The sequence below is a fragment of the Paraburkholderia sp. J7 genome (assembly GCF_905220155.1).
Lineage (GTDB): Bacteria > Pseudomonadota > Gammaproteobacteria > Burkholderiales > Burkholderiaceae > Paraburkholderia.
Map to the genome: position 1 here is coordinate 189,872 of NZ_CAJMYZ010000008.1, position 25,725 is coordinate 215,596.

At 63.8% G+C, this 25,725-nt stretch carries 21 protein-coding genes; 7 read left to right on the top strand and 14 right to left on the bottom strand.

Annotation, left to right across the window (positions count from 1 at the left end; translation table 11 throughout):
- Positions 1-125 precede the first annotated feature (125 nt).
- From U5A58_RS15530 to U5A58_RS15580, 11 genes are all read right to left on the bottom strand, one after another.
- On the bottom strand, positions 126-1,085 hold the full coding sequence (locus tag U5A58_RS15530) for a universal stress protein (RefSeq protein WP_321914557.1): 960 nt from the start codon (positions 1,083-1,085) through the stop codon (positions 126-128).
- Positions 1,086-1,347: 262 nt separating this feature from the next.
- Complete coding sequence (locus U5A58_RS15535) at positions 1,348-2,676, bottom strand: cytochrome c (RefSeq protein ID WP_321962066.1); 1,329 nt, start codon at positions 2,674-2,676, stop codon at positions 1,348-1,350.
- Positions 2,677-2,692: 16 nt separating this feature from the next.
- The gene (locus U5A58_RS15540; RefSeq protein ID WP_321962067.1) at positions 2,693-4,468 is read right to left on the bottom strand and encodes a GMC family oxidoreductase; all 1,776 of its coding nucleotides are present in this window, start codon (positions 4,466-4,468) and stop codon (positions 2,693-2,695) included.
- A 3-nt stretch (positions 4,469-4,471) separates the two neighbouring features.
- Positions 4,472-5,194, bottom strand: a complete 723-nt coding sequence (locus tag U5A58_RS15545) for a gluconate 2-dehydrogenase subunit 3 family protein (protein ID WP_321962068.1) — start codon at positions 5,192-5,194, stop codon at positions 4,472-4,474.
- Positions 5,195-5,291: 97 nt separating this feature from the next.
- Entirely contained in the window at positions 5,292-6,845 is a 1,554-nt protein-coding gene (locus tag U5A58_RS15550) for a methyl-accepting chemotaxis protein (protein WP_321914553.1), read from the bottom strand.
- 334 nt (positions 6,846-7,179) lie between these two features.
- Complete coding sequence (locus U5A58_RS15555) at positions 7,180-8,652, bottom strand: NAD-dependent succinate-semialdehyde dehydrogenase (RefSeq protein ID WP_321962069.1); 1,473 nt, start codon at positions 8,650-8,652, stop codon at positions 7,180-7,182.
- 105 nt (positions 8,653-8,757) lie between these two features.
- The gene (locus U5A58_RS15560; protein ID WP_321962070.1) at positions 8,758-9,810 is read right to left on the bottom strand and encodes a cyclase family protein; all 1,053 of its coding nucleotides are present in this window, start codon (positions 9,808-9,810) and stop codon (positions 8,758-8,760) included.
- Positions 9,811-9,832: 22 nt separating this feature from the next.
- Positions 9,833-11,134 carry an MFS transporter gene (locus U5A58_RS15565; protein WP_321962071.1) on the bottom strand — a complete coding sequence of 434 codons (1,302 nt, stop codon included), beginning with the start codon at positions 11,132-11,134 and terminating at the stop codon, positions 9,833-9,835.
- Positions 11,135-11,182: 48 nt separating this feature from the next.
- On the bottom strand, positions 11,183-11,974 hold the full coding sequence (gene hpaI / locus U5A58_RS15570) for a 4-hydroxy-2-oxoheptanedioate aldolase (RefSeq protein ID WP_321962072.1): 792 nt from the start codon (positions 11,972-11,974) through the stop codon (positions 11,183-11,185).
- Positions 11,949-13,283 carry an MFS transporter gene (locus U5A58_RS15575; RefSeq protein WP_321962073.1) on the bottom strand — a complete coding sequence of 445 codons (1,335 nt, stop codon included), beginning with the start codon at positions 13,281-13,283 and terminating at the stop codon, positions 11,949-11,951. Before U5A58_RS15575 ends, hpaI begins: the two co-directional genes overlap by 26 nt.
- 57 nt (positions 13,284-13,340) lie before the next feature.
- Positions 13,341-14,888: an altronate dehydratase family protein gene (locus U5A58_RS15580; protein WP_321962074.1), complete on the bottom strand. Its 1,548-nt coding sequence runs from the start codon at positions 14,886-14,888 to the stop codon at positions 13,341-13,343.
- A gap of 203 nt (positions 14,889-15,091) precedes the next feature.
- Between U5A58_RS15580 and U5A58_RS15585 the strand changes: the two genes are divergently transcribed.
- Positions 15,092-16,144 carry a LacI family DNA-binding transcriptional regulator gene (locus tag U5A58_RS15585; RefSeq protein ID WP_321914546.1) on the top strand — a complete coding sequence of 351 codons (1,053 nt, stop codon included), beginning with the start codon at positions 15,092-15,094 and terminating at the stop codon, positions 16,142-16,144.
- Positions 16,145-16,232: 88 nt separating this feature from the next.
- Here U5A58_RS15585 and U5A58_RS15590 read toward each other — a convergent pair whose 3' ends face one another.
- From U5A58_RS15590 to U5A58_RS15600, 3 genes are all read right to left on the bottom strand, one after another.
- Positions 16,233-17,420 (bottom strand): porin, encoded by a 1,188-nt coding sequence (locus U5A58_RS15590; RefSeq protein WP_321914545.1) that lies wholly within the window; start codon positions 17,418-17,420, stop codon positions 16,233-16,235.
- A gap of 108 nt (positions 17,421-17,528) precedes the next feature.
- Positions 17,529-18,860, bottom strand: coding sequence for an MFS transporter (locus U5A58_RS15595; protein WP_321962075.1), 1,332 nt, complete (start codon positions 18,858-18,860; stop codon positions 17,529-17,531).
- A 226-nt stretch (positions 18,861-19,086) separates the two neighbouring features.
- Positions 19,087-19,956, bottom strand: coding sequence for a LysR substrate-binding domain-containing protein (locus U5A58_RS15600; protein ID WP_321962076.1), 870 nt, complete (start codon positions 19,954-19,956; stop codon positions 19,087-19,089).
- 227 nt (positions 19,957-20,183) lie between these two features.
- Between U5A58_RS15600 and U5A58_RS15605 the strand changes: the two genes are divergently transcribed.
- From U5A58_RS15605 to U5A58_RS15630, 6 genes are all read left to right on the top strand, one after another.
- Complete coding sequence (locus U5A58_RS15605) at positions 20,184-21,008, top strand: transporter substrate-binding domain-containing protein (RefSeq protein ID WP_321962077.1); 825 nt, start codon at positions 20,184-20,186, stop codon at positions 21,006-21,008.
- A gap of 99 nt (positions 21,009-21,107) precedes the next feature.
- Positions 21,108-21,800 (top strand): amino acid ABC transporter permease, encoded by a 693-nt coding sequence (locus U5A58_RS15610; protein ID WP_321914541.1) that lies wholly within the window; start codon positions 21,108-21,110, stop codon positions 21,798-21,800.
- 3 nt (positions 21,801-21,803) lie between these two features.
- A complete protein-coding gene (locus tag U5A58_RS15615; RefSeq protein WP_321933429.1) occupies positions 21,804-22,496 on the top strand; it encodes an amino acid ABC transporter permease in 693 nt (230 codons plus the stop codon).
- Positions 22,497-22,524: 28 nt separating this feature from the next.
- Complete coding sequence (locus U5A58_RS15620) at positions 22,525-23,286, top strand: amino acid ABC transporter ATP-binding protein (RefSeq protein ID WP_321962156.1); 762 nt, start codon at positions 22,525-22,527, stop codon at positions 23,284-23,286.
- Positions 23,287-23,316: 30 nt separating this feature from the next.
- A complete protein-coding gene (locus U5A58_RS15625; protein WP_321914539.1) occupies positions 23,317-23,913 on the top strand; it encodes a cysteine dioxygenase family protein in 597 nt (198 codons plus the stop codon).
- A 149-nt stretch (positions 23,914-24,062) separates the two neighbouring features.
- Positions 24,063-25,673: a rhodanese-like domain-containing protein gene (locus tag U5A58_RS15630; protein WP_321962078.1), complete on the top strand. Its 1,611-nt coding sequence runs from the start codon at positions 24,063-24,065 to the stop codon at positions 25,671-25,673.
- Positions 25,674-25,725 lie beyond the last annotated feature (52 nt).

Here is a 25,725-nt window from a genome sequence, read left to right on the forward strand (position 1 = left end):
CTCCTCCATGAGCGCACTTGCGCACGCTTCGGGCTTCGGCAACTTCGCCGGGGCCGAACTCCGTTTGCGGTTGCGACAGTCTCCGACGTGCGCCGCCGACCGGCGAAATGCGTCCTGCCGCGGGATCAACCGGCCGATTCCGGTACGAGTAGCAGCGGCACCGCGCTCAAGCGCACCTCCCGTTCCGCGACGCTGCCGAGCAGCCAGCGCGTGAGACCGCGGCGCCCGTGCGTTCCCAGTACCACGAGCTGCGCCTTCCAGTGCCGCGCCTCCCGGTCGATCGTGTGAGGCACGTCATCATACGTATTCCTCGTCTTGATGAGCGCCGTCTCCACCACCCATTCCTTTTGCTGGCCGTGCGCGGCAAGCTCGTCTGCGGCCGCCTTGACGGCAATATGCCCGCTCTCGGTCAGCACGGTTTCGAGTTGTCTTTCGAAGGGCCCTGTCCCGGATGCGAGTAGCCGGTCAACAACGTAAATGACGCGGCAATCCGCCCGCGGCGCGACCAACCGGGCACCCACACGCAAAGCGGCCACGGACGCGGCGCTCCCGTCGGTCGCAAAAAGAACCCGGGACGGCAATGCGTCCGACCCGGCCTCATGGCCGACCGGCACGATCAGGACTGGCCATTGAAGCAGCCGGGCAAGCGGTGCGGAAACCTCGCCCTCCACCCAGCGCAACAGCGCCCGGTGATGCCGCGTGCCGAGGACAACAAGGTCGGGGGACCATTGCGACATCGCTTCGGCGAGAGCGTGTACGAGGTCTCCCCCTTCCTTGCACAGGTCGATCAGTTGCGTCTCCAGCTGAGATCCGCAGCCATCCAGCGCGGATCGTGCCGCCTCAATCGCCTCCCCGGCATCACGCCGTAGCTCCTCTCGCGCAGCCTCGAGCCGCGACCCAACCCACGCTCCGAGTGGCACGAGCGTGCGCGGATTCTCGGCGACGGACACGATGCACAACGTTGTGCCGGGATGCAGGAGCCGCCTCAGATACCCGATTGCCGCGGCCGAGGCCGGGGTGGAATCGACGGCGACCATGATCCTCGCGAAGGGCACGGAAGCATTCGTGGCAGATTGCTGGGTCATTTCGCACCTCGCGGTCAATGACGAAATATCATCCCCTACGGTACTTGGGGTAACGCGCTGACGTTTGATGCAGATCATCCTGCTTTGCGCTTGAACGATCAAGGTGCGCCGTAGTAATAGGGCACGGAGAATCCGTTTCGCAGGCTGCCCCCCCATGGCAGAAGCTATTCGTCTGCAGTGCCCCCTGGCTTGCAAGCGGCGAGGCGGTGCTCAGCCTTCCTCGCCTACGAACAAACGGTTGACAACGGTTGACCACAGAGCGCTACGGATTCTCGGCTCGTGACGGTTGAGCGGCGGCCCCGGACGACTTGCGTACTTTGGCGACCTGCTCGGCTGTTACTGGCGAAGCATGATTTCCCCAGCTCGCACGGACGAACGTCAGTACATCTGCGACGTCACGGTCCGTCAGTCGCGCGTCGAATCCGGGCATGGCGTAGTGCGTCGGACCTGCCTTGGTCCACGGCATCTCTCCGCCTTGCAGCACGATGTGGATCAGCGAGGTCGGATCGTCCGTGTTCACGACCGTCGACAGTGCCAACGTCGGGAACGTGCTCTCGTAGCCGCTGCCGCTCGTACGGTGGCACGCCGCGCAGTTGTCGACGAATGTCAGCGCACCGTTGCTGCGGTCAGTGCCGGCGCGCAACGCGTTGGCCGAGGCAGGATCGGCCGCGAGTGTGCTACCCGATGTGTTGGCCGGCGCGAGCGTTTTGAGGTACGCGGCGATCGCAGCAAGGTCCTGATCACTCATATGCTGCGTGCTGTTCTGCACGACTTCCGCCATCCCGCCGAACGCGGCCGAATGCGCCGTGCGTCCGCTCTTCAGGAACGCGACGATGTCAGCTTCGCTCCAGTTCCCAAGGCCGTCCTTGCGGTCGCCACGCAGATTCTTCGCGAGATAGCCGTCGACCACGCCGCCCGACAGGAACAGGCTGCCGTCGTCGGTCAGCGACTTCTCCTCCAGGCCATACCCTCTGGGCGTGTGGCACGCGCTGCAGTGCGCGAGGCCTTCCACGAGATAGCGGCCACGCGCAACCGGGTTGTTCGGCAGCGGGCTGTCGTCGCTCGCGACTTCCGGTGCAAATGCCCCGCGCCAGAAGCGCAACGGCCAGCGCATCGAGAGCGGCCACGGAATGTCGGACGCGCGATTGCCCTGCGAGACCGGCTCGACCCCATGCATGAAATACGCGTACAGCGCTTTCACATCCGAAGGTTTGATCTTTGCATACGAGACGTACGGCATGGCTGGGTACAGCGTCGAACCATCCTTCGCGACACCGTGGCGCACGGCGCGATCGAAGTCGTCGAGCGTGTAGGTGCCGATGCCGGTAGCCTTGTCGGGCGTGATGTTGGTCGAGTAGATCGTGCCGATCGGCGATGCGATGCCAAGACCGCCCGCGAACGGCTTGCCGCCCTTCGCCCTGTGGCAGGCAATACAGTCGCCTGCGGCTGCGAGGTAGCGGCCCTTCTGGATCAGCTGTGCGTCGGCAGCGGTTGGCGCGGCTGCAGCCACGGCCTGCGCGGATACACCGGCACTCGCTGCAGTCGTCATAAAAGCAACCGTACAGGCCATGGCAAACGTAATCTTTTTCATGATGTTTGCCCGCTCCTTATGCCTGCACCAGCGCAGCCGGGTTCTTCAGATACTGCTCGCGAATCGCCTTGGCCGAGTGATACGAGAGTGCCGCGACAATGCCCGTCGGGTTATAGCCCATGTTCTGCGGGAACGCCGAGGCGCCCATCACGAACACGTTGGGCACGTCCCAGCTTTGCAGATACTTGTTGACGACGCTCGTCGCGGGCGATGCGCCCATCACAGCGCCGCCCGTGGTATGCGTCGACTGGTACACGCGCGTGTCGTAGTGCTGGCCTTTCTTGCGGATCGCGCGGAAATACTTCTCGGGATTCATCGCCTTTGCGACTTCTTCCATGCGCGTGCCGACGTAGTCGAGCATCGCGTACTCGTTGTCGTGCCAGTCGAACGTCATGCGCAGCAGCGGCAAACCGTACGCATCGCGATAGGTCGGATCAAGGTCGAGGTAGGCATCGCGATACGGCATCACGGAACCCGAAATGCCGATCGTCATGTAACGCTGGTACGCATCCGAAATGCCGGCTTTCCATCCGCTGCCCCAGGTCGGCGTGCCGGGTACGGTCGCGGCCTGCTTGATCGGACGGCCACCCGTTCGAATGTGACGCACGCTCGCGCCGCCGAGAAAGCCGAGTGGACCATGGTCGAACTGATCGCCGTTGAGATCGTCCATGCCCACGCCGCCTGCGCCACTGCCGATGAAAGGATTGAGCTGCGTACCCTTCGGCAGAAGCACGTTGATGCCGCCGTTCATCTGATACGCGTAGTTGCGCCCCACCACGCCTTCACCCGTTTTCGGGTCGTACGGCTTGCCGATGCCCGAGAGCAGCAACAGACGCACGTTGTGCATCTGGAACGCGGCGACGATGACCATATCCGCGGGCTGTTCGACTTCGCGACCTTGCGCGTCGATGTAGGTGACGCCGGTCGCGCGCTTCTTGTCCGGCGAAAGCATGACCTTCGTGACGTACGATTTGGTGCGCAGTTCGAAATTGGGCTTCTTGAGCAGCACTGGCAAAATAGTGGTCTGTGGCGACGCCTTCGAGTACATGTAGCAGCCGAAGTCTTCGCAGAAGCCGCAGAAGTTGCACGGGCCAAGCCGCACGCCGTACGGGTTCGTATACGGCGCCGACGCGTTCGCCGCAGGCGCATCGTATGGATGAAAACCCACTTCGCGCGCGGCCTTTTCAAAGAGCGTGGCGCCGAGGCCGTTCTTTAGCGGCGGAGTTGGAAACTCGCTGCTGCGACGCCCTTCGAGCGGGTTTCCGCCCGCCTGGATCTGACCGTTGAGATTGCCCGCCTTTCCAGACGTGCCGAACACTTTCTCCGCGAAATCGAAGAACGGCTCCATCTCGTCATAGGTGACGCCGAAGTCCTGAACCTGCATGCCTTCGGGAATGAACTTCTTGCCGTAGCGCTCTTCATAGCGCGTGCGCAACTCCAGTTCTTCGGGCAGCATCCGGTAGTGCATGCCGTTCCAGTGAAAACCGGCGCCGCCCACGCCATTGCCAAGCAAAAACGACGCGTGTTGACGGTACGGCACCGCGAGATCGTCAACGCCGTGCCGGATAGTCACGGTTTCGGTCGACAGATCCTGGAAAAGCGCGCCGCGCACGCCATATTTGAGTTCGTCGACAACTTTTGGATAGTTCGCATCAGTCGGCGTGTCGCGCATCGCGCCGCGTTCGAGCGCGACTACGTTCAAACCCGCATCGGTCAGTTCTTGCGCGAGAATCGCGCCGGTCCAGCCAAAACCTGCGATGACACAATCGACCTTGTTCTTCTTGATCGCCACTGCTTACCCCCGCCTGCCATTGATCGACACCGGACCGTACGGGTACTTCACGCCCGGTTGATCGATCCAGTCCATGAAGTCCGCGCGCGCGCCCGGAAAGCCGACCATCTTCCAGCCGGCCATGTCCTTGTTGCCGCCGTAGATCGGATCGGCAAGGAAGCCTTCCTTGGTGTTGCCCAGCAGGAACGAGAAGAAGGTGCGCGAGGGCACGGTTTCGAACGCGAGCTTGCCGTGCTCCATGTCGTGCAGCACCGCTTCCTGCGCCGCCACGTCGAGTTCGGCGAAGGTCTTGCCACCATGGGTCCTGGCGCAGTACGCATCGCAGGCCTGGATGCCGTGACGGTAGACGTCACGCGGCGCGAGGTTGATCTGGTAGCCCATTTCCGGCACGGCGTCGGGATGGAACGGCCCCTGCATGTACCAGAGCTTGCCGTGGCCATAAGGCATTTCCATCTGGCGATCGATGTATTCGGGCACGCCGGCCTTCACGGCACCTGGGCCGTGTTCATCTTCGGGAATCAAACGGTCCACGGCTGCATGCAGAAATTTCCATTCCGCAGCCGTGAAATACGTGGGCTGGTAGTTTTCGCTGGCGGTCGCAGCGGGGGATGCATTGCTGCTGCAGGCACTTTGAGTGAGCGTTGCACCCGACGCGACCGTTGCGGCGGGCACGATGGCCAGCACCTGCCGCAGGAAGCGGCGGCGCGGCTCCTGTTCTTGGGACATGGGATTTTTTCTCTGTTGAATAATTATGTTTTTACTTAATTATATGCGGCGCTTTGTCGCAGCGCAGCGAGCCCGGCACCGCCGGGCTCAACACAAGTCAGGCTGCCTCGTCGCCGAGCGAGAACTGCGCCGCCGTCGCCGCGAGCATGCGCGCCTGGTCCTCGAGTGAACTCGCCGCCGCAGCGGCCTCCTCGACGAGGGCGGCATTCTGCTGCGTGGCGTTGTCCATGTTGTTCACGGCAATGCTGACCTGGCTGAGCCCATGGCTCTGCTCCTGTGTCGCTGCCGCGATCTCCGACATGATGGAGTTCGTGCGCGCGACCGCGTCGATCAGTTCACTCATGGTGTCGCCGGCTTCGTTGACCTGCCGCGCGCCATCGTCGATACGCGTCGTCGACTGCGCGATCAGCTCGCGAATTTCCTTCGCAGCGGCGGAAGAGCGTTGGGCGAGCGTGCGGACCTCGCCCGCCACGACCGCGAAGCCGCGCCCCTGATCGCCGGCACGTGCGGCTTCGACTGCCGCGTTGAGCGCGAGGATGTTGGTCTGGAACGCGATCCCTTCGATGATCGAGGTGATCTCCGCCACCGACGCAGAGCTTTGGCTGATGTCGCCCATCGTCTTCACGACGCGCGAAACGACTTCGTGCCCGCGCCGCGCAATATCCGATGCCGATGACGACAGCTCGCTCGCGCGCTGCACGTTGTCGGCGTTTTGGCGCACGGTGCTCGACAGCTGCTCCGCGCTCGTTGCCGTCTCCTGGAGCGATGCCGCCTGCGATTCGGTGCGTGCCGACAAGTCGGCGTTGCCTGCAGCAATCTGGCGGGTCGCGGTCGCGATAGCGTTGCTGCCTTCACTCAGCGTGCGCACCGTGCGTCGCAGGTTCGCCTGCATCTCCACCAGCCCGCCGAGCATGCGGCCCATTTCATCGTTCGTGCGGACCTCGATCTTGCGACCGAGATTGCCCTGCGCGATCTGCCCGAAATGCGTGATGGCATCGTTCACGGGCACGAGAATCGCCTTGCGCAGGAAATACCAGCTGGCCGCCGCTGCGCAGAGTCCCGCGATGATTGCGACAATGCTCGCCGCAAGAAATAGCTGATAGCGGCGCTCGGTCGCTTCGTACTGCTCTTTCGATTGATCGAACTGATACTTTTTCAGTGCGTTCGCAGCGTCCTGCATGCTCGTATAGACCTTCCCCACGCTAAACATCAGCTTGAGAATTTCGTCGCGATTGCCGCGCTGCGTGGCTTCACGAAAACGCGCCAGCTCCGCTTCAGTCGCCTGGTACTGCTGAGTCACGCCGGCAGCCAGCCGGTCCTCCTCCGCATCGCGCGGCAGGGAAAGATATTTTTGCCATGCTGCATCGGCGGCATCACGGACCTCCTTCTCTTTCCCGTACATGTTCTGCGCGTCATCCGAGCCTGGATTGATCGCGGAGCGGTCGAGCGATGTGCGCTGGCGCCCGACCATGATGGTCATTTCCCCAACGGCAATTGATTTCGGCAATTGTTCCGAGTAGGTATGGCGGTTCGCATCGTTGCTGGCCACCATGCCCGCGAGCCCGAACCCGCCAATTACAACCAGAAGAATGCTAAGGAACAACATGGCCGCAACGAGACGACCATTGATTGAAAAGTGGGTGCGCTGCATCGTCGAGGAGTGGCTCTGCCGTAAACAAGGAAATTGAAGTTTGTCGCGAACTGAAAACCGGACAAGCACCAGATTGCATTATCGACACTCAAAACATCGACTTTAGTGTTTACTGAAAAATGAAGAAATTATTCAGTCGTCAAGCCAGCTTCACGGAGATGAACAGACAGCGAAAAGAATAATATGTGCGATCGTTCGTATATTTACGTGGCATCTTTTACGCAGCGCAAATTGATCAATTGGCTGCCTATTGTTCTGCTCCCGATACGCCGAAGTGCGATCGAATCAACCGGCCACGTGGCCGGTCTTCGTACACCGCAGCGCGCCGCGAGTTTCAGTCGAGCCCACCCTGGCACAGATACTTGATGCTGAGGTAATCGTCGAGGCCATACTTCGAGCCTTCGCGCCCATAGCCGGACTCCTTCACGCCGCCGAAAGGCGCTGCTTCGCTGGCCACGGCGCCCTCGTTGATGCCGACGATACCGACTTCCAGTTTTCGCGCCACACGATCGATTCGGCGCACGTCGTTTGTGTAGAAGTAAGCAGCGAGACCGAATGGCGTATCGTTTGCAATCCTGATTACATCGTTCTCGTCCGTGAATCGGAATAGCGGCGCCACAGGCCCGAACGTTTCCTCGCAGCACAGCACCATCGCGTCGGTCGCGTCGGCGAGCACGGTGGGCGCGTAATAATTCGGTCCCAGTTCGCCAAGTCGCTTGCCGCCCGTGAGTACGCGCGCGCCGTTCGCCACGGCGTCGTCGACGTGCTTTGCGATCTTGTCGATCGCGCGCTCGTTGATCATCGGGCCGATTTGCGCCTTCAGGTCCGTCGCCGGTCCAACGTGAAGCGCAGCCACACGCTGCGCGAGCAGATGCCCAAATCGTTCGTACACCGATTCATGCACGTAGATGCGGTTGGGACAGACGCAGGTCTGGCCGCCGTTGCGGAACTTGGCCGCCATCAGGCCGTTGACGGCCGCGTCGAGGTCGGCGTCCTCGAACACGATAAACGGCGCGTTGCCGCCCAGTTCCAGCGAGAGCTTCTTGAGCGTGCCTGCCGACTCGCGCGCCAGATGCTTGCCCACCGCCGTCGAGCCCGTGAAGGTGATCTTGCGCACGCGATCGTCGGCGAGCCAGTCGGCCACAGCGGCAATACCTTCGTCACGCGCGGCCGAGATCATGTTGAGTACGCCGTCGGGCAAGCCCGCCTCCTGCGCAAGCGCGGCGAGCGCGAGTGCCGTGAGCGGCGTGTCTTCGGCGGGCTTCGCCACGACGGTGCAGCCGGCAGCGAGCGCCGGGGCGATCTTGCGCGCGATCATTGCGAGCGGGAAATTCCACGGCGTGATCGCGGCGACCACGCCAATCGGCTCCTTGATCGCGCTCATGCGCTTGCCGCGCTGCGTCTGCGGAATGATGTCGCCATAGACCTTCGTCGCCTCTCCGGCAAACCACGCGACGTACGAAGCCCCATACGCGACTTCGCCGCGCGCCTCCGCGAGCGGCTTGCCCTGCTCCATAGACATGAGGCGGGCCAGATCCTCGCTGTTCTCGATGATGAGCGCGTGCCAACGGCTGAGCACCTGCGCCCGCTCGCGGGGCAGCTTGTCGCGCCAGGCGGGCAAGGTGCGGCTCGCCGCTTCAGTCGCCGCGCGGGCATCGCGGGCCGAGCTGTTGGCAACCTGCGCGAGCGTGTCCTGCGTCGCGGGATTCGTCACCGCGTAACGGCTGCCTCCGGCGGCGGCGATCCACTTGCCGTCGATGAAATTTTCCTGTCGAAGCAGTTCGCCTCGCGTCAACTCCAAACTCACTGCATGCTCCTTTCTACAAGGGATTTCGAGTATCAAAATCGTCAGATGTCCAGCGCCTGCGCGTGCTGTACTTCTGCACGCGCGCGCAAATGTGTCCGTGAGCCGCTAGACCGTCGCGACAGGTGTGACCGGCGAGCCGACCGCGCGCGGCAGCCGCAGCGGCGGCGCGGTCAACAGAAAACGGTTGCGGCCGTGCGCGTGCAACCAGTCTGCGAGTTCGCTCAAATGCCAAAGCTCGCCCAGATGCACGCCAAGCCGGAACAAACACAAATCGTGCAACGGATGCGAGGGATAGCGCGCGTCGTTGCAAGGCGCCGCGGGCAGGCATTCGACGGCCACGTTATCGGAGATCAGAGCGGCCACATTCGATTCGATGATCCAGCGGCGCAGCGCTTCGTCGCGGCCGTCGAGACCGGCAAAACCGCCCTCGAGCGCCTGCTCGTTCTGCGTGCGATAGACATCGAGCAACGCTTCGTCCATGCCCGTTCGCAGGCAGAGCATGTCGCCGGGTTCGACAACCACGCTCTGCGCCTTCATCGCTTCCATCAACTCGCGATAGCCAATGCGCAACGGCCCCGTGCCGAACTGCCGTTTGATATCGACCATCACCGCTCGCCCCTGCACACAGGTCGCTGCCATGTTGTCGATGCCGAGCCGCCAGGCGCCGCTCGCGCGACCCGTCTCGGGCAACGTCTCGTCGCGGTAATCGAGCGGTCCGACGATGTCCTCGCCCGCGCGAAAGCCGTTGTAGAAGCACATTTCCGGCTTGCCGTCGCCGTCGGCGTCGAACCATTGGCCCATGTGCGCGAGGCTGTCCCACTGCGTCGAATACTGCAGCGCGAGCGTGACCACGTCGTCGCAGATCACGTCGGTGAGGACCGCGTTGTCGCGTGAGAGCGGGTAGGTCATGTTCGGCTTGTCGCCGCGCATCGTCGCTTCGACACGCGGCGGCGCACGGCGCGGGTTCAGCACGCGGTTGCCGGGGCAATCGAGCGGCAGGCTCAGGCAGAACGTCCGGCCTTCGCGCGCTTCACGCAACCCTTCGAGCACCTTCGCGGGCGTGATCAGATTCAGGCGGCCGAGTTGATCGTCGGCGCCCCAGTCACCCCAGGTGGAATCTTCGGGTCGCCGGGTCCAGCGGCGTGCGGTTGTGTTCATCGGTGTGCTCCTGTTGGCCCGTTCAACGCGTGGCGCTGCCGGCCGCCAGCATCGGCGGTTCGGCTTCGCCGGGCTCCGTGCCGCCTTGAGTCGCGCCTTCGGCCGCTTCGCCGCGCGGCATCCAGCGCGAAGTATCGAACACGCTGATCGCGATCAGCAGCAGCGCGCCGCCCGCGATGAACGACGCCATCCCGAACTTGAGCCCGAGCGACGGCGTGACGAGCGCGATTGCATACGGGGCGACCACGCTTACCGAGGTCATCGCGTAGCTGATGCCAATGCCGGTCGCGCGCCCTTCCACCGGGAAACGCCGTGATTGATAGAGCGGCATGATGCCGAACAGGCCGTTCGCGAACATGCCCATGCAGAACGCGCCCACGCCGAGCAGGAAGTGGCTCTGCACCATCGTATAGAGCACCGTCGACGGGATCACGACGCCGAGGAACATGCAGATCGTGCGGCGCTCGCCGAAGCGGCTCGCGCTATAGCCAGAAAGCGGCTTGCCGATGACCGAGCCCACCGAATAAGCGATGATGAACGGAAAGATCTGGCTCGAGTCGAGATGCTGCGTCGTGAGCAGGAACGTGGGATACAGCACCTGCACGGCCCACAGCATGAAATTGATCGCGGCCGAAAAAAGCCACGCCTGCAAGACGGCCGGATTGAAGATGAACACTTCGCGCGCGCGGCGGCGCACCTTCGACTGCCGTTCACGCTCCCAGTCCGGCGACTCGCCCACGTTGCGGCGCAGGAAGAGCGTCAGCAGCGCGGGCAGCACGCCAAGGAAAAACATCCAGCGCCAGCCCGTGACGGGAAACAGAAAGTGGAATGCGAGCGCCGCGAGCAGATAACCGAACTCGTAGCCCGCGACCATGATGCCCGAGGCGAGCGGACGAATTTTCGCGGGCACGGTTTCCATCAGCAGCGCGACCGATGCGGTCCACTCGCCGCCAAAGCCAATGCCGAACAATACGCGCATGGCCATGAACGACGCGTAGCTCCATGCGAGGCCGCTCAAACCCGCGGCGCATGAAAACCACAGCACGGCGGCCATGAACACGATCTTTCGACCGAAGCGGTCCGCGGCGAACCCCCAGCCGATCGTTCCCGCCACTTTCGCGAAGCCGGTTGCGGTCACCACGAACGCCATCGCGGGCAAACCCACGCCGAACACCTTGCCCAGATGGGGAATCAGAAACAGCAGAATCGTAAAATCGAATGCGTCGAGCGCCCATCCCGCCGTCGCGGCAAAGATGATGCGCCAGTTCTCGCGCAGGGCCCGGATATGCTCAGCCGCCCCGCTTTTCACTGCGAAATCGTTCATGTCGCGTCTCCTCCTCCATCGCTTTGCGCGGTCTTTTGGCGCGCTGCTTCAGTCCGCTGTGCGCACGTCCGCGAAATCACGCGCGAGCTTGCGCGCCGCATTCGCGAACATCAGGATGTCCACCCCCGTCGCGACGAACGTGCAGCCAAGCTCCAGGTAGTGACGCGCGAGCGCCGGGTCGGACGTGAGTGTTCCCGCTGCTTTGCCCGACGCGACGATCGTGCGGATCGCCCCGTCGATCGCCTGCTGCACTTCGGGATGCGTGGCCCGGCCGCGATAACCCATGGACGCCGCGAGATCAGCCGGCCCAATGAATACGCCGTCCACGCCGTCCACGGCGCAGATCGCTTCGAGGTTGCCAAGCGCCGTCGCCGTTTCCGCTTGCACGAGCAAGCATACTTCGTCATCCGAAATATCGAGGTAGTCGGTACGCAGGCTCCAGCGCGACGCGCGGCCCACCGCGCTGCCCACGCCGCGAATGCCATGCGGCGGATAGCGCACGGCGGCGACAAGCGCGCGCGCTTCGTCGGCGGTATCGACCATCGGCACGAGCAGATTGCGCGCGCCGATATCGAGCAGACGCTTGAGCAGCGCCGGGTCGCCGTTCACGGGGCGCACGACCGGCTCGCCCGGGTACGGCGCCACGGCCTGCAGTTGTGCGAGGATCGTGCGCAGCTCGTTCGGTGCGTGCTCGCTGTCGATGAGGAGCCAGTCGAAGCCGGCCGTCGCGCTCACTTCTGCGAGATACGGATCCGCCATGGAAAGCCAGAAGCCAACCTGCTTCTTGCGCGCGGCGAGCGCCGCCTTGAACGGATTAAGCGCTGAAGTCTGCGGGTTCATGAATGCGTGTCTCCTGTGAAGGGTCGCCGAATTGAATGGGTTCCACCTTCCCGAGGAGGAACAGATAGTTGACGATCGCAATGCCGATCAGCGCCGCCGAGAACAGCAGCGCGGCAACGAACGAGCCAGTCGCGCCAACAATGGCGCCCGTGACGATCGGGCCGACCACGCCGCCGAGATTCGACACGGAGTTTTGCAGGCCCGCGATCATCGAAACGGCATTGGGCGGCGCGACGTCGCCGGGTAGCGCCCAGACCTGCGAAGCCGCGACCGTGGTGCCCGATTTCGCGATGCACAGCAGCAGCACCGCTACGAGCGCCGAGTGCGCAAACGCCGCGAAGCCGATGCTCGACGCCATCACGAGCCCGACCACGAGAAAGAGCTTGCGCGTGGCAGTGAGCGAAAGCTTGCCACTCGCGAATACGCGATCCGATGCCCACCCCGCGAAAATCTCGACGACGATCGACACGAGCAGCGGCAACGAGGCCATCCAGCCCATCTGCAGCACGCTCATGCCACGCTCCTTCATCAGATACGTGGGCAGCCACGTGATGAAGAAGTACGAGTTGTAATTGATCATGAAAAAGCCGATGCACATCGCCCACACGTTGCGGTGCGCAAGCAGCTTGCGCCACGGCGGACGCGCGACGGGCTGCGCGCGTTGCGCGCTTTTATCGCTTTCGATGTGCGCGAGTTCCGCCGCATTCACGCGCGGATGCGCCGCGGGTGAGTCGGTGAAGCTCACGAGCCACACGACGAACCACACGATGCCGAGCAGGCCCGTGAGCACGAAGGTCATCTTCCAGTCGAACACGGCCAGCATCCACGCGATCAGCGGCAAGGCGATCGCGCCACCCAGCTTCGAGCCGCTGTCGAAAATGCCCGCAACGGTCGCGCGCTCCTTGCGCGGAAACCACCGCGTGGCAATACCCGCGTTGCTCGGGTACGCGCCCGCCTCGCCCACGCCCAGCGCCACGCGCAAACCGACGAGCGAGCGAAAGCCGGTCGCGAGGCCCGTCATCGCGGTCGCGAGCGACCACCAGAGCACCGCGAAACCCAGCACTTTCTTCTGGCCCAGCCGATCGGCGAGCAAGCCCGCCGGCAATTGCAGCAGCGCATACGACCAGAAAAACGCCGACATGACGATGCCCATCTGCATCGCGTCGAGATGGAACGCGGTCTGAATTTTCGGCGCCGCCGCCGAGAGCACCGTGCGATCGATATAGTTGATCGCAATCGCCGCCCACATGAGGCCGGCAACCCACCAGCGCATCTTCGAGCGGCCGTGCCGCTGCGCAGATTCGAACATCTGCTGTCTCCCTACCTGTTCTATTAATGCCGGCTCAAGGCGCGCAGTCGCGCGCCCTCAGCTCACGATGCCCATGTGCCAGGGCACGAACTCGTTGTCGCCGAGTCCGAGCAACTCGCTCTTCGTGCGCTCGCCCGAAGCCGCGCGCACGATCAGATCGAAGATGTCCTGGCCCATTTCCTCGATCGTGCGTTCGCCGTCGATCACGAGACCGCAGTTGATGTCCATGTCCTCTTCGAGACGCGTGAACATGGGCGTGTTGCTCGCGAGCTTGAGCGTCGGCGCGGGCTTCGAGCCGAACATGGAGCCGCGGCCCGTGGTGAAGCAGATCAGGTTCGCGCCGCTCGCGATCTGCCCCGTTACCGCGACGGGATCGTAGCCGGGCGAATCCATGAATACGAAGCCTGCGCGATCGATCGGCTCCGCGTATTCGTAGACGGCTTGCAGCGGCGTCGTGCCGCCCTTCATGGCAGAACCGAGCGACTTTTCGAAGATGTTGGCGAGACCGCCCTGCTGGTTGCCCGGCCCGACCACGCCGTTGAACTGGCCATTCTGGCCGCGCGTATAACGCTCCCACCACGCGAGCCGGTCAAGCAGTTTCTGGCCGACTTCGGGCGACACGGCGCGGCGCGTGAGCATGTATTCGACGCCGTGAATCTCGGGCGTTTCGGAGAGGATCGCCGTGCCGCCGTGACGCACGAGCAGGTCCATCGCGGCGCCCAGCGCCGGATTCGCGGTGATGCCCGAGAAACCGTCCGAGCCGCCGCATTCGAGGCCGATCTTCAGATGGCTGACGGGCACCGGCGTACGCACGATGTCGTTTGCCGCAGGCAGCATCGCCTGCACGGCCTGGATGCCGGCTTCGATCGTTGCACGCGTGCCGCCCGTGTCCTGCATCACCAGCGCGTGCACGGCCTTGCCCGTCTTCAGCCCCTGCGAGTCGAGCAGATCGCCGACCTGGTTGCGCTCGCACCCCAGCCCGACGATGAGCACGCCGCCCAGGTTGGGGTGGCGCGCGTAGCCCGCGATGGTGCGGCGGAGCACGTCGAAGTGCTCGCTCGGCGAGGACATGCCGCAGCCACTCGTTTGCGCGAACGCCACCACGCCGTCGACATTGGGATAATCGCGCAGCCGCTCGGGTGTGAAGTAGTCGGCGATATGGCGAATGACCGTGGCCGAACAGTTGACCGACGCCAGGATGCCGATGAAGTTGCGCGTGGCGACGCGGCCGTCGGGCCGCACGATGCCGTCGAACGTCGCGCGCTGCTCCGGCGCGACGTAGTCGACGGGCTTCACGTCGAGACCGAAACCCGGATCGCGATCGAAGTCGACGAGCGTGATGTTGTGCGTATGAACGTGCTCGCCAGGCTCGATGTCGCGCGCCGCCACGCCGATCACGGTGTCGTATTTGCGGATGGGCTCGCCCGACGCCATGCGCCGCGCGGCCACCTTGTGGCCCGCCGCGACCTGCGCGCGCAGGCGAATCACTTCACCTTCGATCAAGACTTGATCCCCGATCGTCAGCGACTCGCGCGCGATCAGGACGTTGTCGTTGGGGTTGAGCCGGATCAACGGCCCGTTATAGGACTTGTTGGATTGGAGCATTCGCCTGTCTCCGCTGACGATCCGAAGGGCGCGCAGCGGCGCCGGCTCCGGTCCCATGCGAAATTGTTGCTGGCTGCGCCGGGGAACGCGCGCCTTTCGTTTGGAACAGCGTTACCGGTTAATGTAACCGGTAACATAGGTGCCATCGTAGTACAGTTTTGGGATAATGCCAACACCTTTTTGCCGCAGGAGCGCGCGCGCCCGTGACCAAGACCTCGACAGAATTCGCCCAGCCCGCCGCCGGCACCGCGTCGCGGCGTGCCCGCAAGAACACCGGCCGGGTCACGCTCAGCGACCTGGCCCGACTGACGGGGGTCACGAAGGTCACCGTTTCACGCGCCCTCAACAATCCCGAACTGGTTTCGGTTGAAACGCTGGAACGCGTGCGCGAGGCCGTGCGGCAAACGGGCTACACACCCGATCTGATCGCGGGCTCGCTTGCCTCGAATCGCAGCCACCTCGTCGTTGCGCTGATCCCGGCGATGGCGGGCAGCGTGTTCCAGGAAACGGTCGCCGCCCTGACCGCGGAACTCGAGACGGCCGGCTATCAGTTGCTGCTCGGCCAGAGCGGCTACGACGAATCGCGCGAAGAGGCGCTGCTGGACGCCATCATCGGCCGGCGGCCGGCAGGCATCGTGCTCACCGGCGTGATTCACTCGGAGGCGTCGCGGCAGAAACTGCGCGCGGCCGGCATTCCCGTGGTCGAAACGTGGGACATCACGCGCTCGCCGCTCGACATGTTGATTGGCTTCTCGCATACGCGCGTAGGCGAAGCGGCGGCGCGCTACCTGCGCGAGCGCGGCGCGCGGCACCCGGCCATCGTCACGCCGGGCGACCGCCGGGCGACGCTGCGCGCCAACGCGTTCATCGACGCCTTTGGCGGCGAGCGCGAGATTCCCGTGGCCGCCGTGCCCTCGCCCGCCCATCTCGGCGACGGACGCCGCGCGCTCGCGAAGCTGCTCGACGAGCATGCGCAGATCGACGCGATCTTCTGCGGCGCGGACATCATGGCGCTCGGCGTGCTCATGGAAGCCCGTGCGCGCGGGCTCGACGTGCCGGGGCGCCTCAAGGTGATCGGCTACGGCGACCAGAATTTCGCCGCCGACACGGACCCGCCACTCACAACCATTCGCATCGACGGCACGAAGATCGGCAAGCTCGCGGCGTCCATGCTGATGGAGAAAATCGAGACCGGCGCGAGCAAGCGCGCAAAAGTGGACGTCGGCTTCACGCTGATCGAGCGCGGCTCGGCTTGAGCTTGAGCGTGATCGCGTCGCGACGACAACGCAAAAAGGCCTCGCACACATGGCGAGGCCTTTTTGCTTCCAATGCGTAAAGGCGCGATCAGAACTTCGTGCGGATGCCCGTGAACACGTCGACCTGACGATTGGTGGACGATGCGCCGCCCGCATACGCAATCGCCGCGATCCGGCTGTAAGACGAACCTACGCGCGTCGATGCGTCGCCGGCCGCGAGCTGATACGTGCCCGAGAGGTAGACGTCCGTACGCTTGGAGAGCGCATAGTCCACACCCAGCGTGAACTGATGCCACTTCGGCTTGAGCGTCGCGCCGCCCGTGCCCGCCAGCCCGTTCGCGCGGCCGTCCGTGAACGTGTATACGCCGATCAGCGTCGTGGCGGGCGTGAGCAGGTAGCGCAGGTTCGCGTCGTAGTTGTTGAACTTGCGGGAGGACCCGTCGTTATAGTCGAGTTCCGTGTGGCTGAACGCAAAGCCCGCAATCGCGCTGCCGATCTTGTAGTTCGCGCCGGCCGCCGCAATTTGCTGACGGGCCACGCCGCCGTCGAGGTTGTAGAAGAACCCGCCGCTGTAGTCGTCGCCGCTCGTGGTCGACGCGCCACCAATCGCGCCGCTCGTGTTGGTCGTCGTGTTCGGATGATCGAGCAGCACGTAACCGCCGCCGATCGAGAGCGGCCCGTTCACGTAGTTCGCGGCGAGGCCCCAGGCGCGGTTGTTTCCAAAGCCTTGACCGCCCGCGCCGCTCGCCTGGTTACTGAACGCGTACATGCCGTCGACGGTGAAGCCTGCGATGGTGTCGCTGCGGAACTTCACCGCGTTGTTGATGCGGAACGTCTGGTTCAGGTTGTCGTTGTCGCCCACGTGGGTGGACGGCGACCAAAAGCCCGAACCGGCGTATTGTGCGACGAGATCCGCTAACGGCTCATACTGGCGGCCGAGCGTGAACGTGCCGATGCCGCTCTTCGCAATGCCCACGAACGCGCTGCGGCCGAACAGACGCCCGCCTTGTGCGGCGGTGCCGTCGCTGGGCTTGAAGCCGCCTTCGAGCGTAAACACCGCGCTCAGGCCGCCGCCGAGATCCTCGTTTCCTTTCAGGCCCCAACGGCTACCGCTCAGGCGGCCGCTCGTCAACTGGAACGCCGAACCGCCCTTGATGTTATTGACATAACCGATACCGGCATCGACGAGACCATACAACGTGACGGAGCTCTGGGCCTGCGCCATGACGGGTGCGACGGACAAAAGCCCGGCCGCTGCGAAAAGTGCTTTTTTCATACAGGTGACCTGTCTGGTTTTAATATTTAGAGGACTACTATGTATTACCGCCTGAGAGAAAACGGCGGGAATGCTTCCGGCGAAACCGCGTAGGTTGATCCGGTGGTATTACGGGGCGTTGCTGTACTCGCGCGCCTGCGGCTGCGGCGAAGCACCGTCGAGACGAATCGGCTCGACCTTGCCCAGCAGGAACAGATAGTTGACGATCGCCACGCCGATCAGCGCCGACGACACGACGAGCGCTGGCACGAACGAACCCGTCGCGCCAACAATCGCCCCTGTGACGATCGGGCCAACCACGCCGCCGATGTTCGATACCGTGTTCTGAACGCCCGCTACCATCGACACGGCGTTGCGCGGCGCGACGTCGGCCGGCAGCGCCCAGACTTGCGAAGCCGCCACGGTCGTGCCCGACTTCGCAATGCACAGCAGCAGCACCGCAACGGCGGCCGAGTCGGCGAACGCGGCGAAACCGATGCTCGATGCCATCAGCAAGCCGATCACGAGAAAGAGCTTGCGCGTGGCGGTGAGCGAAAGCTTGCCCGAGGCGAACACGCGATCCGACGCCCAGCCCGCGAAAATCTCGACCACTATCGAGACGAGCAGCGGCAGCGACGCCATCCAGCCCATTTCCATCATCGTCATGCCACGCGCCTTCACGAGATACGTGGGCAGCCAGGTGATGAAGAAGTACGAGTTGTAGTTGATCATGAAGAAGCCAATGCACATCGCCCAGATGTTGCGGTGTGCGAGCAGCTTGCGCAGCGCGGGGCGCTCTGCCTTGTCGCTTAGCTCTGCCAATGAATCGCTCTCGATGTACGCGAGTTCCTCGGCATTGACCCGCTTGTGATCACGCGGCGAATCGCTGAACGTGAACTGCCACACCACGTACCAGATCAGACCGAGCAAACCGGTGAGCGCGAACGTGATCTTCCAGTCGAACGCCGTGAGCATCGCGGCAATGAGCGGCAGCGCGATGGCGCCACCCAGCTTCGACCCGCTATCGAAAATGCCCGCGACCGTCGCGCGTTCGCTGCGCGCAAACCACTTCGACGCAATGCCCGCGTTGCTCGGATACGCGCCCGCCTCGCCCGCGCCAAGCGCCACGCGCAACGCGACGAGCGACTTGAAACCGCTCGCGATGCCCGTGGCCGCCGTCGCCAGCGACCACCAGAGCACCGCGAAACCCAGCACCTTTTTCTGGCCCAAACGGTCGGCAAGAAAGCCCGCGGGCAGTTGCAGCAGTGCGTACGACCAGAAGAACGCCGACATGACGACACCCATTTCCACCGCGCTCAGGTGGAATTGCGACTGGAGGCGCGGCGCCGCCGCCGACAGCACGGTGCGGTCGATGTAGTTGATCGCGATCGCCGCCCACATGAGGCCCGCAACCCACCAGCGAATCCTCGACCGGCTCCGCACGTTGGTGGCCAGATTCATCTCGTGTCTCCTGTTTTATTAGTCATGGTCGCTCCCGGCCGCGCCGGGGTGAAGCGCGACTCCGCAGCCGGGATGTTACCGTTTACTGTAACCGGTAACATTGGGCGCAATCCTAGTCTGTCCGCTAGAGAAATGCCAGTGTCTTTTCCTTGGGGTAAATGCCAATATCCTGCAATCGCAAGGTGGCCGTAACGCGAACGAAAGCGCCAGACCCGAACGCGGCCGGTTATGCGAACGAAGGCCCGAAGCGCGTCGCGATGCGCTCCGTCGACTCGAACAACTCGCGCAGCACGGCGCTCGTACAAGTCGGCTGCACGTACAGATAGAACGCGACCTCCGGCAGGCGCGGCAAGCCATCGCCTTCGGTCAGGACGCGCATATTCGCGTCGAGCAGTTCGGTGGTCCGTGCCGTGACGCCGAGGCCAGCACTGATCGCGGCCTTGATGCCCGTCAGCGTTGGAGACATGAAGCTCGTCCGCCAGGGAATGTCGTTCGCGTCGAGTTCAGCAATCGACAGCTTGCGAAACAGGCTCAGCTCGTCGGCCATCACGAGTGGAACGGGCTCCCCCGGATTGAACGTGAAATCCTCCGCGCAGATCCAGACCATTGGCGACGTGCGCAGCGTGACGCCCGGGAACGCATCGTCGTAGCGCGTCGAGATCACGAGATCGAGTTCGCCATCGCGCAACGCATCCATCAGGAACGGGCTGCGTCCGACGTTGATTTCCATCTGCAGTTCAGTCGACAACTTCGACAATCGCCGCAGCATGTTCGGCAGGATCGAGTCCGCCACGTCGTGCGGCGATCCTATGCGGACTTTCTCGCCAGGGCCCCGCGAATGCGCCAGCTGCACCGCCTGATCGTTGAGCGCGAGGATCTTGTTTGCGTAGGCGAGCAGCCTCGACCCGTCCGTCGTCATCATCTTCTGCCGCCCCCGCTTCTCGAACAGGATGCAGCCCACTTCCTGCTCGAGCCGCTGCATCTGCTGTGTGATCGCAGACTGCGTGCGGCCGACCTGCTCGGCCGCCGCGGCGAACGTTTCGCGCTGGGCGATGGCGACGAACGTGCGCAGCAGATCGATATCGAGGTTTCGCATTCCGGGCATCCGATAGTTCAATTTCGCTAATGCTTTTCGGCAAATAATTAAATTGTTCGCCAAAATTTTGACCGATAAGCTTGTCAACACTCAAGCACAATTTATGCAACGGGAGACATGTGCGTGCGTCGACGCGTGCCCTCAACGTACAGGTGGGCACAGGCGGGCGCGCTCGACCGCGGCACCCGTCATCGCAGAGACTTCCTTTCTGGAGGAGACCCCGCTTTATGTGGCAACGAAAACTGGCCGTTCTGACGATCACCCTCCTCGCCACCTTCGGCCGGGCGAATGCAGACGAACTGGCCGACATCAAGGCCCGCGGCACCCTCGTATGCGGCACGCAAAACGCGAGTGAGCCGTACGCCTTTCCCGATCCCGCCACGCGCCAGATCGTGGGCTTCGACGTCGACGTATGCCGGGTGCTCGCGCAAGGACTGGGCGTGAAGCTCGACCATCGCACGCTGTCGACCGACGCGCGCATTCCCGAACTGAAGACGCACCGCGTCGACGTGCTCGCCGCCGCGATGGCGTGGTTGCCGGCCCGCGCCGCACAGGTCGACTACAGCGACCAGTACTACGTCGCGCCGATCCGGGTGCTGGTGCGTGCCGATTCCCCCATCCAGAATCTCGATCAGCTCAACGGCAAGAAGATCGCGGCGTCGGAAGGTTCGAGTTCGGCGGCGGTATCGGTCACGCGCCTGCCGAACTCGAATCTACTCACGTTCCACGATATTCCGTCGGCGTTCCTCGCGCTCCAGCAAGGCAAGGTGGACGGTCTTGTCGCTGGCCAGAACATCCTCGCGCGCTTTGCGAACGAGGCTGCGCAAAAGGGCGGCCAGCAATACCGGATGCTCGCTGCGCCCGTCTACGAGGAGCGCTGGGGTGTGGTCATGAACAAGAGCGAACCCGCGTTGATGGCGGCGGTGAACAAGATCCTGCACGACTACGACAAGTCGAGCGGACTTCAGCAGAGCTTCGACAAATGGCTCGGCGTGAACTCGCCGTACAAGTTCACGCGCGACTATAAGGTCGAACCGATCAGGACGCAGTGAACGCACGCGCTTCGCGCGGAAGTCACCGGGACGGAAACCCTGCGCAACGCACGCCGTCCCCGTCATTTTTCTTATCGACTCCTGACGACCTGCCCCAGCATGTTCGACTTCTCCTTTCTGCTCGACGACGGCTACCTGCCTTTGCTGCGCAACGGCGTACTCACCACATTGCAGTTGTTCGTCGTGTCGGGCCTGTTCGCGATCGTCGTAGCCGTCGTGCTCGCAACGCTGCGTGCACTGCCCATCAAGGCGTGCAAGACGTTCGTCGTTGCCGTTGTCGAATATCACCGCAACGTGCCGATGCTCGTACAGATCCTCGTGTGGTATTTCGGCGTCCCTCAACTGTTGCCCGCGCCGCTTTATCACTGGGTCAACGCCGGGAACACGGAGTTCTTTTTCGCCACGATCGCGCTGGCGCTCAACTACGGCGCATTCATGTCGGAAGACCTGCGCTCCGGCTTGCGCACGATTCCCTATACGCAGCAAGAGGCGGCGTGTTCGATCGGTCTCACGTACCTGCAGGCGTTTCGCTATGTGATCTTGCCGCAAGGCATGCGCGTGGCGCTGCCGGGGCTGCTGAACCAGGCGTTGCGGCTCTTCAAGGACAGTTCACTCGCCATGGCGATCGGTGTGCACGAACTGCTGTACAACACGCGCCAGATCGACAACCTGACGTTTCGCACCTTCGACATCTTCCTCGTCGCAACCGTTCTCTATCTGATCGGCACGCTGGCGCTGATGGCGCTCTCGGACCACTTCGCCAAACGTCGCACGACGCCGCTCGGGACCTGAGCCATGTTCGATATTCTGCACAACTATCTTGGTCTGTTTCTTGTCGGCAACTGGCCGCACGGGCCGCTCGGCGGCGTGGCGATCACGCTCGTCATCTCGGCGCTGGGCCTCGCGATGTCGTTCCCGATTGCCGTCGCGATCGGTCTCGCGCTCGTCTCGCCGTTGCGTGGGCTGCGGCGCGCCGCCAGCATCTGGACACGTCTGATCCGTGGCATTCCGCTGCTGATGCTGATTTTCTGGGCCTATTTCGCGGTGCCGCTGCTGGTGGGCGCGCAGGTGTCGGCGGTTACGACGGCCGTGTGCGCGATCGTCGTCTACGAAAGCGCGTTCCTTGCGCAAATCGTGCGCGCCGGACTCGAAGGACTGCCGCGCGGTCAGATGGAAGCCGCGCGCTCGAACGGGCTCTCGTGGCTGCAGAGCATGCGCTACGTGCAACTGCCTCAGGCGCTCGCCAACATGCTGCCGTCGATCGTCAACCAGTTCGTCTCGATCATCAAGGCGACCTCGCTCGCGTATGTGATCGGCGTGCCCGAGCTGACGTATTCGGCGGCGCAGGTCAACACGATCACGCTGACGCAGCCGTTTCAAACGTTCCTCGTGCTTGCCGCTTTTTATTTCATCCTGTGCTTCGCCGTCTCGCGCTTTGCGGGGCAGCTGGAGCGCCGCATCGCTCGCCAGCGCGCGGGCCTCGCTTGATATCGCAGGAGCAAAAGAGACCATGACCATGCTCGCTTTCGAGAACGTGCACAAGCACTACGGTCAGCACCATGTGCTCAGGGGCATCGACGCCATAATCGAACGCGGCGAAGTTGTCGTCGTATGCGGGCCGTCCGGCTCCGGCAAGTCGACCTTGATCCGCACCGTCACGCGGCTCGAAGCCATCGAGCAGGGACGCATCCTGTTCGAAGGCTGCGACGTGAATGCGCGCAACGTCAAGCTCAACCGGCTGCGCGCCCGCATCGGCTTCGTGTTCCAGAGCTTCAACCTGTTCCAGAACCTGTCGGTGCGGCAAAACCTGATCCTGGGCCCCACCCGGGTGCTCGGCATGTCGCGCGACGAAGCCGTCGCCCAGGCCGAGAATCTGCTGGCCAAGGTCGGCCTCGCGCACAAGATCGACGCGATGCCCGCGAACCTGTCCGGAGGCCAGCAGCAGCGCGTGGCGATTGCACGCGCGCTTGCGATGAAGCCGCCATTGATGCTGTTCGACGAACCGACGAGCGCGCTCGATCCGGAGATGGTGCAGGAGGTGCTGCAGGTAATGCGAAGTCTCGCCAACGACGGCCTGACGATGGTGATCGTCACCCATGAAATGGGCTTTGCGCGCGAAGTGTCGAGCCGCGTCTGGTTCATGGACCAGGGCCAGTTGCTCGAAGACGCGCCGCCCGACAGGTTTTTCACCCGGCCCGCACACGAGCGCGCGCAACGTTTTTTACATGACGTACTGCGCCCGTCGCCGCGCGAGCTTGCCGAGTATCGCGCCGCTTAACCTACTTTCAATCCCGGAGACCCATTCCTCATGTCAACACCGTCCCTGTCCGCACAACGCGATACTGCCGTCGCTGAAGCGATTGCCGCCATGAAATCCGAGCTTGCGCCCGCGGGCGAGACGCGCCCGGCGCTCGCCGCGGTGCTCGATCAGGTCAAGTCGCTCGCGGCGCGCCGCGAGCTATGGCAGGACGCGGACTTCCCGCCGCCCGCCGATGGCGAGCTTCAGGCGCGCTACCTGATTCACGAAGACGCCGACCAGACCTACGCGCTGTATCTGAATGTCATGCGGCCCGGCAAGAAGATCACGCCGCATAACCACACGACATGGGCCTGCATTGCGGCGGTCGACGGCATCGAGCACAACTTCCTCTATCGGCGCACCGACGACGGCAGGACGCCGGGCGTGGGCTCGGTCGAAGTGACGCAGACCGTCGTCGTCGAACCCGGCCACGGCATCGCGCTTGCCTCGGACGACATTCACGCCGTCGAGATCAAGGGCGATACGCCGATCCGCCACCTGCACATGTATGGCCGCGCGCTGGAGACGCTAACCGAGCGCATCACATTCGACCTCGAAAACGGCACGTATCAGGTGATGAACATCGGCGTGAAGACGCGCCGCTAACGCAAAGCCCACTCCCGAATCCTGCCCGGCGCCCTGGCGGCGCCGTGTCCAGCACAGGTCCGCCCACATGGGGCTGGGACCGAGGCACCGTTTTGCCCCGGCAATCGGTGGGGATTCGTTCAACCCTACGAAACGGCAACGCTTTCGACATGACCTCATTGCTCCCTTCGTTTATCGACGCCTCGACGCTCAAGCGCTGGCTGCGCGACGGCGCCGAGATCGCTCTCATCGACGTGCGCGAGCACGGGCAGTACGGCGAAGCGCACCTCTTTCACGGCGTGCCGCTCCCCTATAGCCGGCTCGAACTCGAGATCGGGCGGCTCGTTCCCCGCCGCACCACGCGCCTCGTGCTCTACGACACCGATGCGACCGTCGCGCTCGACGCGGCGGCTCGACTCTTCGAGCGTGGCTATACGAACCTGCACGTGCTCGAGGATGGCACCGAGGGCTGGCAGCGCGCCGGCCATACGCTGTTCGCGGGCGTGAACGTGCCGTCGAAGACGTTCGGCGAGCTGGTCGAGCACGCGTATCACACGCCGCACATTACGGCACGCGAACTCGCGGCAAAGCGCGAACGCGGCGAGCCGGTCGTCATCCTCGACGGCCGCACGCTCGGCGAATACCAGAAGATGACGATCCCTTCGTCGATCTGCTGCCCCAATGGCGAGCTTGGCTATCGCATCCGCGAACTCGTTTCCGACGCAACGACGCCGATCGTCATCAACTGCGCGGGTCGCACGCGCAGCATCATCGGCGCGCAAACGCTGATCAACCTGGGCATCGCCAACCCCGTGATGGCGCTCGCAAACGGCACGCAAGGGTGGTACCTGGAGGACCTGCCGCTCGAGCACGGCAGCACCCGCCGCTACCCGGAAGCGGTGCCGCTCGCCGCCCTCGAGCCGATGCGCGAAGCGAGCCGCACATTGGCCGAACGCTTCGCGGTGCCACATGTGGACGCGGCCACGTTCGCACAGTGGGCGTGCGATGCGTCCCGCACGCTGTACCTGTGCGACGTGCGCACGCCGGAAGAATTCGCCTCCGGCTCGTTGCCGGGCGCGCAACACACCCCGGGTGGACAGCTGATACAAGCCACGGATCAATACGTCGGCGTCCGTCATGCGCGTGTCGTGCTGTTCGACAGCGACGGCGTGCGCGCGCCGATCGTCGCCAGCTGGCTGCGCCAGTTGGGCCACGACGCGTACGTGCTGCCCGACGCGTTCGCGAGCGGCGTGGCGCTGCCGGTCCTGCCTGCGGCTGTGGAAGCGACCCTGCCCGAAATTGACGCGGCAACGCTTGCCGAAGCGCTCGCGACCCGGCGAATGCAAGTGGTCGATTTGCGGGCGAGCATGAGTTATCGAAGCGCCCATATTCCGGGCTCGGAATGGGCAATTCGCCCGCGTCTGCCCGATCCGCCGGATGTGCCCGCGGACCGGAACATCGCGCTCGTCGCGGATGAGCGTGGCGTCGCCGAGCTGTTCGTCGCGGACTGGCTGCGACGCCGGCCTCACGATACAGGCCGTTTCGTGCTGCTCGCAGGCGGCCTTGGCGCGTGGACGGCGGCCGGACACGCCGTAAGCGCCACGCCCGCCATGCCGCCCGACGAAGCCTGCATCGACTACCTGTTCTTCGTGCATGATCGTCACGACGGCAACAAGGCAGCGGCGCGTCAGTATCTCGCATGGGAAACCGGCCTGCTCGCCCAGCTCGACGCCGATGAGCACAGCACGTTTCGAATCGGCGCAGCGGCCACGACGAAGTGAACGCAGGATGTGCGGGCGATGCCCGCACATCAGGCAACGACGAACCTGCCGG

What these genes read in the sequence shown, in the direction of transcription:
- U5A58_RS15530 (WP_321914557.1), bottom strand. Translation starts at nt 1,085, where the DNA reads ATGACCCAGCAATCTGCCACGAATGCTTCCGTGCCCTTCGCGAGGATC.
- U5A58_RS15535 (WP_321962066.1), bottom strand. Translation starts at nt 2,676, where the DNA reads ATGAAAAAGATTACGTTTGCCATGGCCTGTACGGTTGCTTTTATGACG.
- U5A58_RS15545 (WP_321962068.1), bottom strand. Translation starts at nt 5,194, where the DNA reads ATGTCCCAAGAACAGGAGCCGCGCCGCCGCTTCCTGCGGCAGGTGCTG.
- U5A58_RS15550 (WP_321914553.1), bottom strand. Translation starts at nt 6,845, where the DNA reads ATGCAGCGCACCCACTTTTCAATCAATGGTCGTCTCGTTGCGGCCATG.
- U5A58_RS15560 (WP_321962070.1), bottom strand. Translation starts at nt 9,810, where the DNA reads ATGAACACAACCGCACGCCGCTGGACCCGGCGACCCGAAGATTCCACC.
- U5A58_RS15565 (WP_321962071.1), bottom strand. Translation starts at nt 11,134, where the DNA reads ATGAACGATTTCGCAGTGAAAAGCGGGGCGGCTGAGCATATCCGGGCC.
- hpaI (WP_321962072.1), bottom strand. Translation starts at nt 11,974, where the DNA reads ATGAACCCGCAGACTTCAGCGCTTAATCCGTTCAAGGCGGCGCTCGCC.
- U5A58_RS15575 (WP_321962073.1), bottom strand. Translation starts at nt 13,283, where the DNA reads ATGTTCGAATCTGCGCAGCGGCACGGCCGCTCGAAGATGCGCTGGTGG.
- U5A58_RS15580 (WP_321962074.1), bottom strand. Translation starts at nt 14,888, where the DNA reads ATGCTCCAATCCAACAAGTCCTATAACGGGCCGTTGATCCGGCTCAAC.
- U5A58_RS15590 (WP_321914545.1), bottom strand. Translation starts at nt 17,420, where the DNA reads ATGAAAAAAGCACTTTTCGCAGCGGCCGGGCTTTTGTCCGTCGCACCC.
- U5A58_RS15595 (WP_321962075.1), bottom strand. Translation starts at nt 18,860, where the DNA reads ATGAATCTGGCCACCAACGTGCGGAGCCGGTCGAGGATTCGCTGGTGG.
- U5A58_RS15600 (WP_321962076.1), bottom strand. Translation starts at nt 19,956, where the DNA reads ATGCGAAACCTCGATATCGATCTGCTGCGCACGTTCGTCGCCATCGCC.
- U5A58_RS15605 (WP_321962077.1), top strand. Translation starts at nt 20,184, where the DNA reads ATGTGGCAACGAAAACTGGCCGTTCTGACGATCACCCTCCTCGCCACC.
- U5A58_RS15610 (WP_321914541.1), top strand. Translation starts at nt 21,108, where the DNA reads ATGTTCGACTTCTCCTTTCTGCTCGACGACGGCTACCTGCCTTTGCTG.
- U5A58_RS15615 (WP_321933429.1), top strand. Translation starts at nt 21,804, where the DNA reads ATGTTCGATATTCTGCACAACTATCTTGGTCTGTTTCTTGTCGGCAAC.
- U5A58_RS15620 (WP_321962156.1), top strand. Translation starts at nt 22,525, where the DNA reads ATGCTCGCTTTCGAGAACGTGCACAAGCACTACGGTCAGCACCATGTG.
- U5A58_RS15625 (WP_321914539.1), top strand. Translation starts at nt 23,317, where the DNA reads ATGTCAACACCGTCCCTGTCCGCACAACGCGATACTGCCGTCGCTGAA.
- U5A58_RS15630 (WP_321962078.1), top strand. Translation starts at nt 24,063, where the DNA reads ATGACCTCATTGCTCCCTTCGTTTATCGACGCCTCGACGCTCAAGCGC.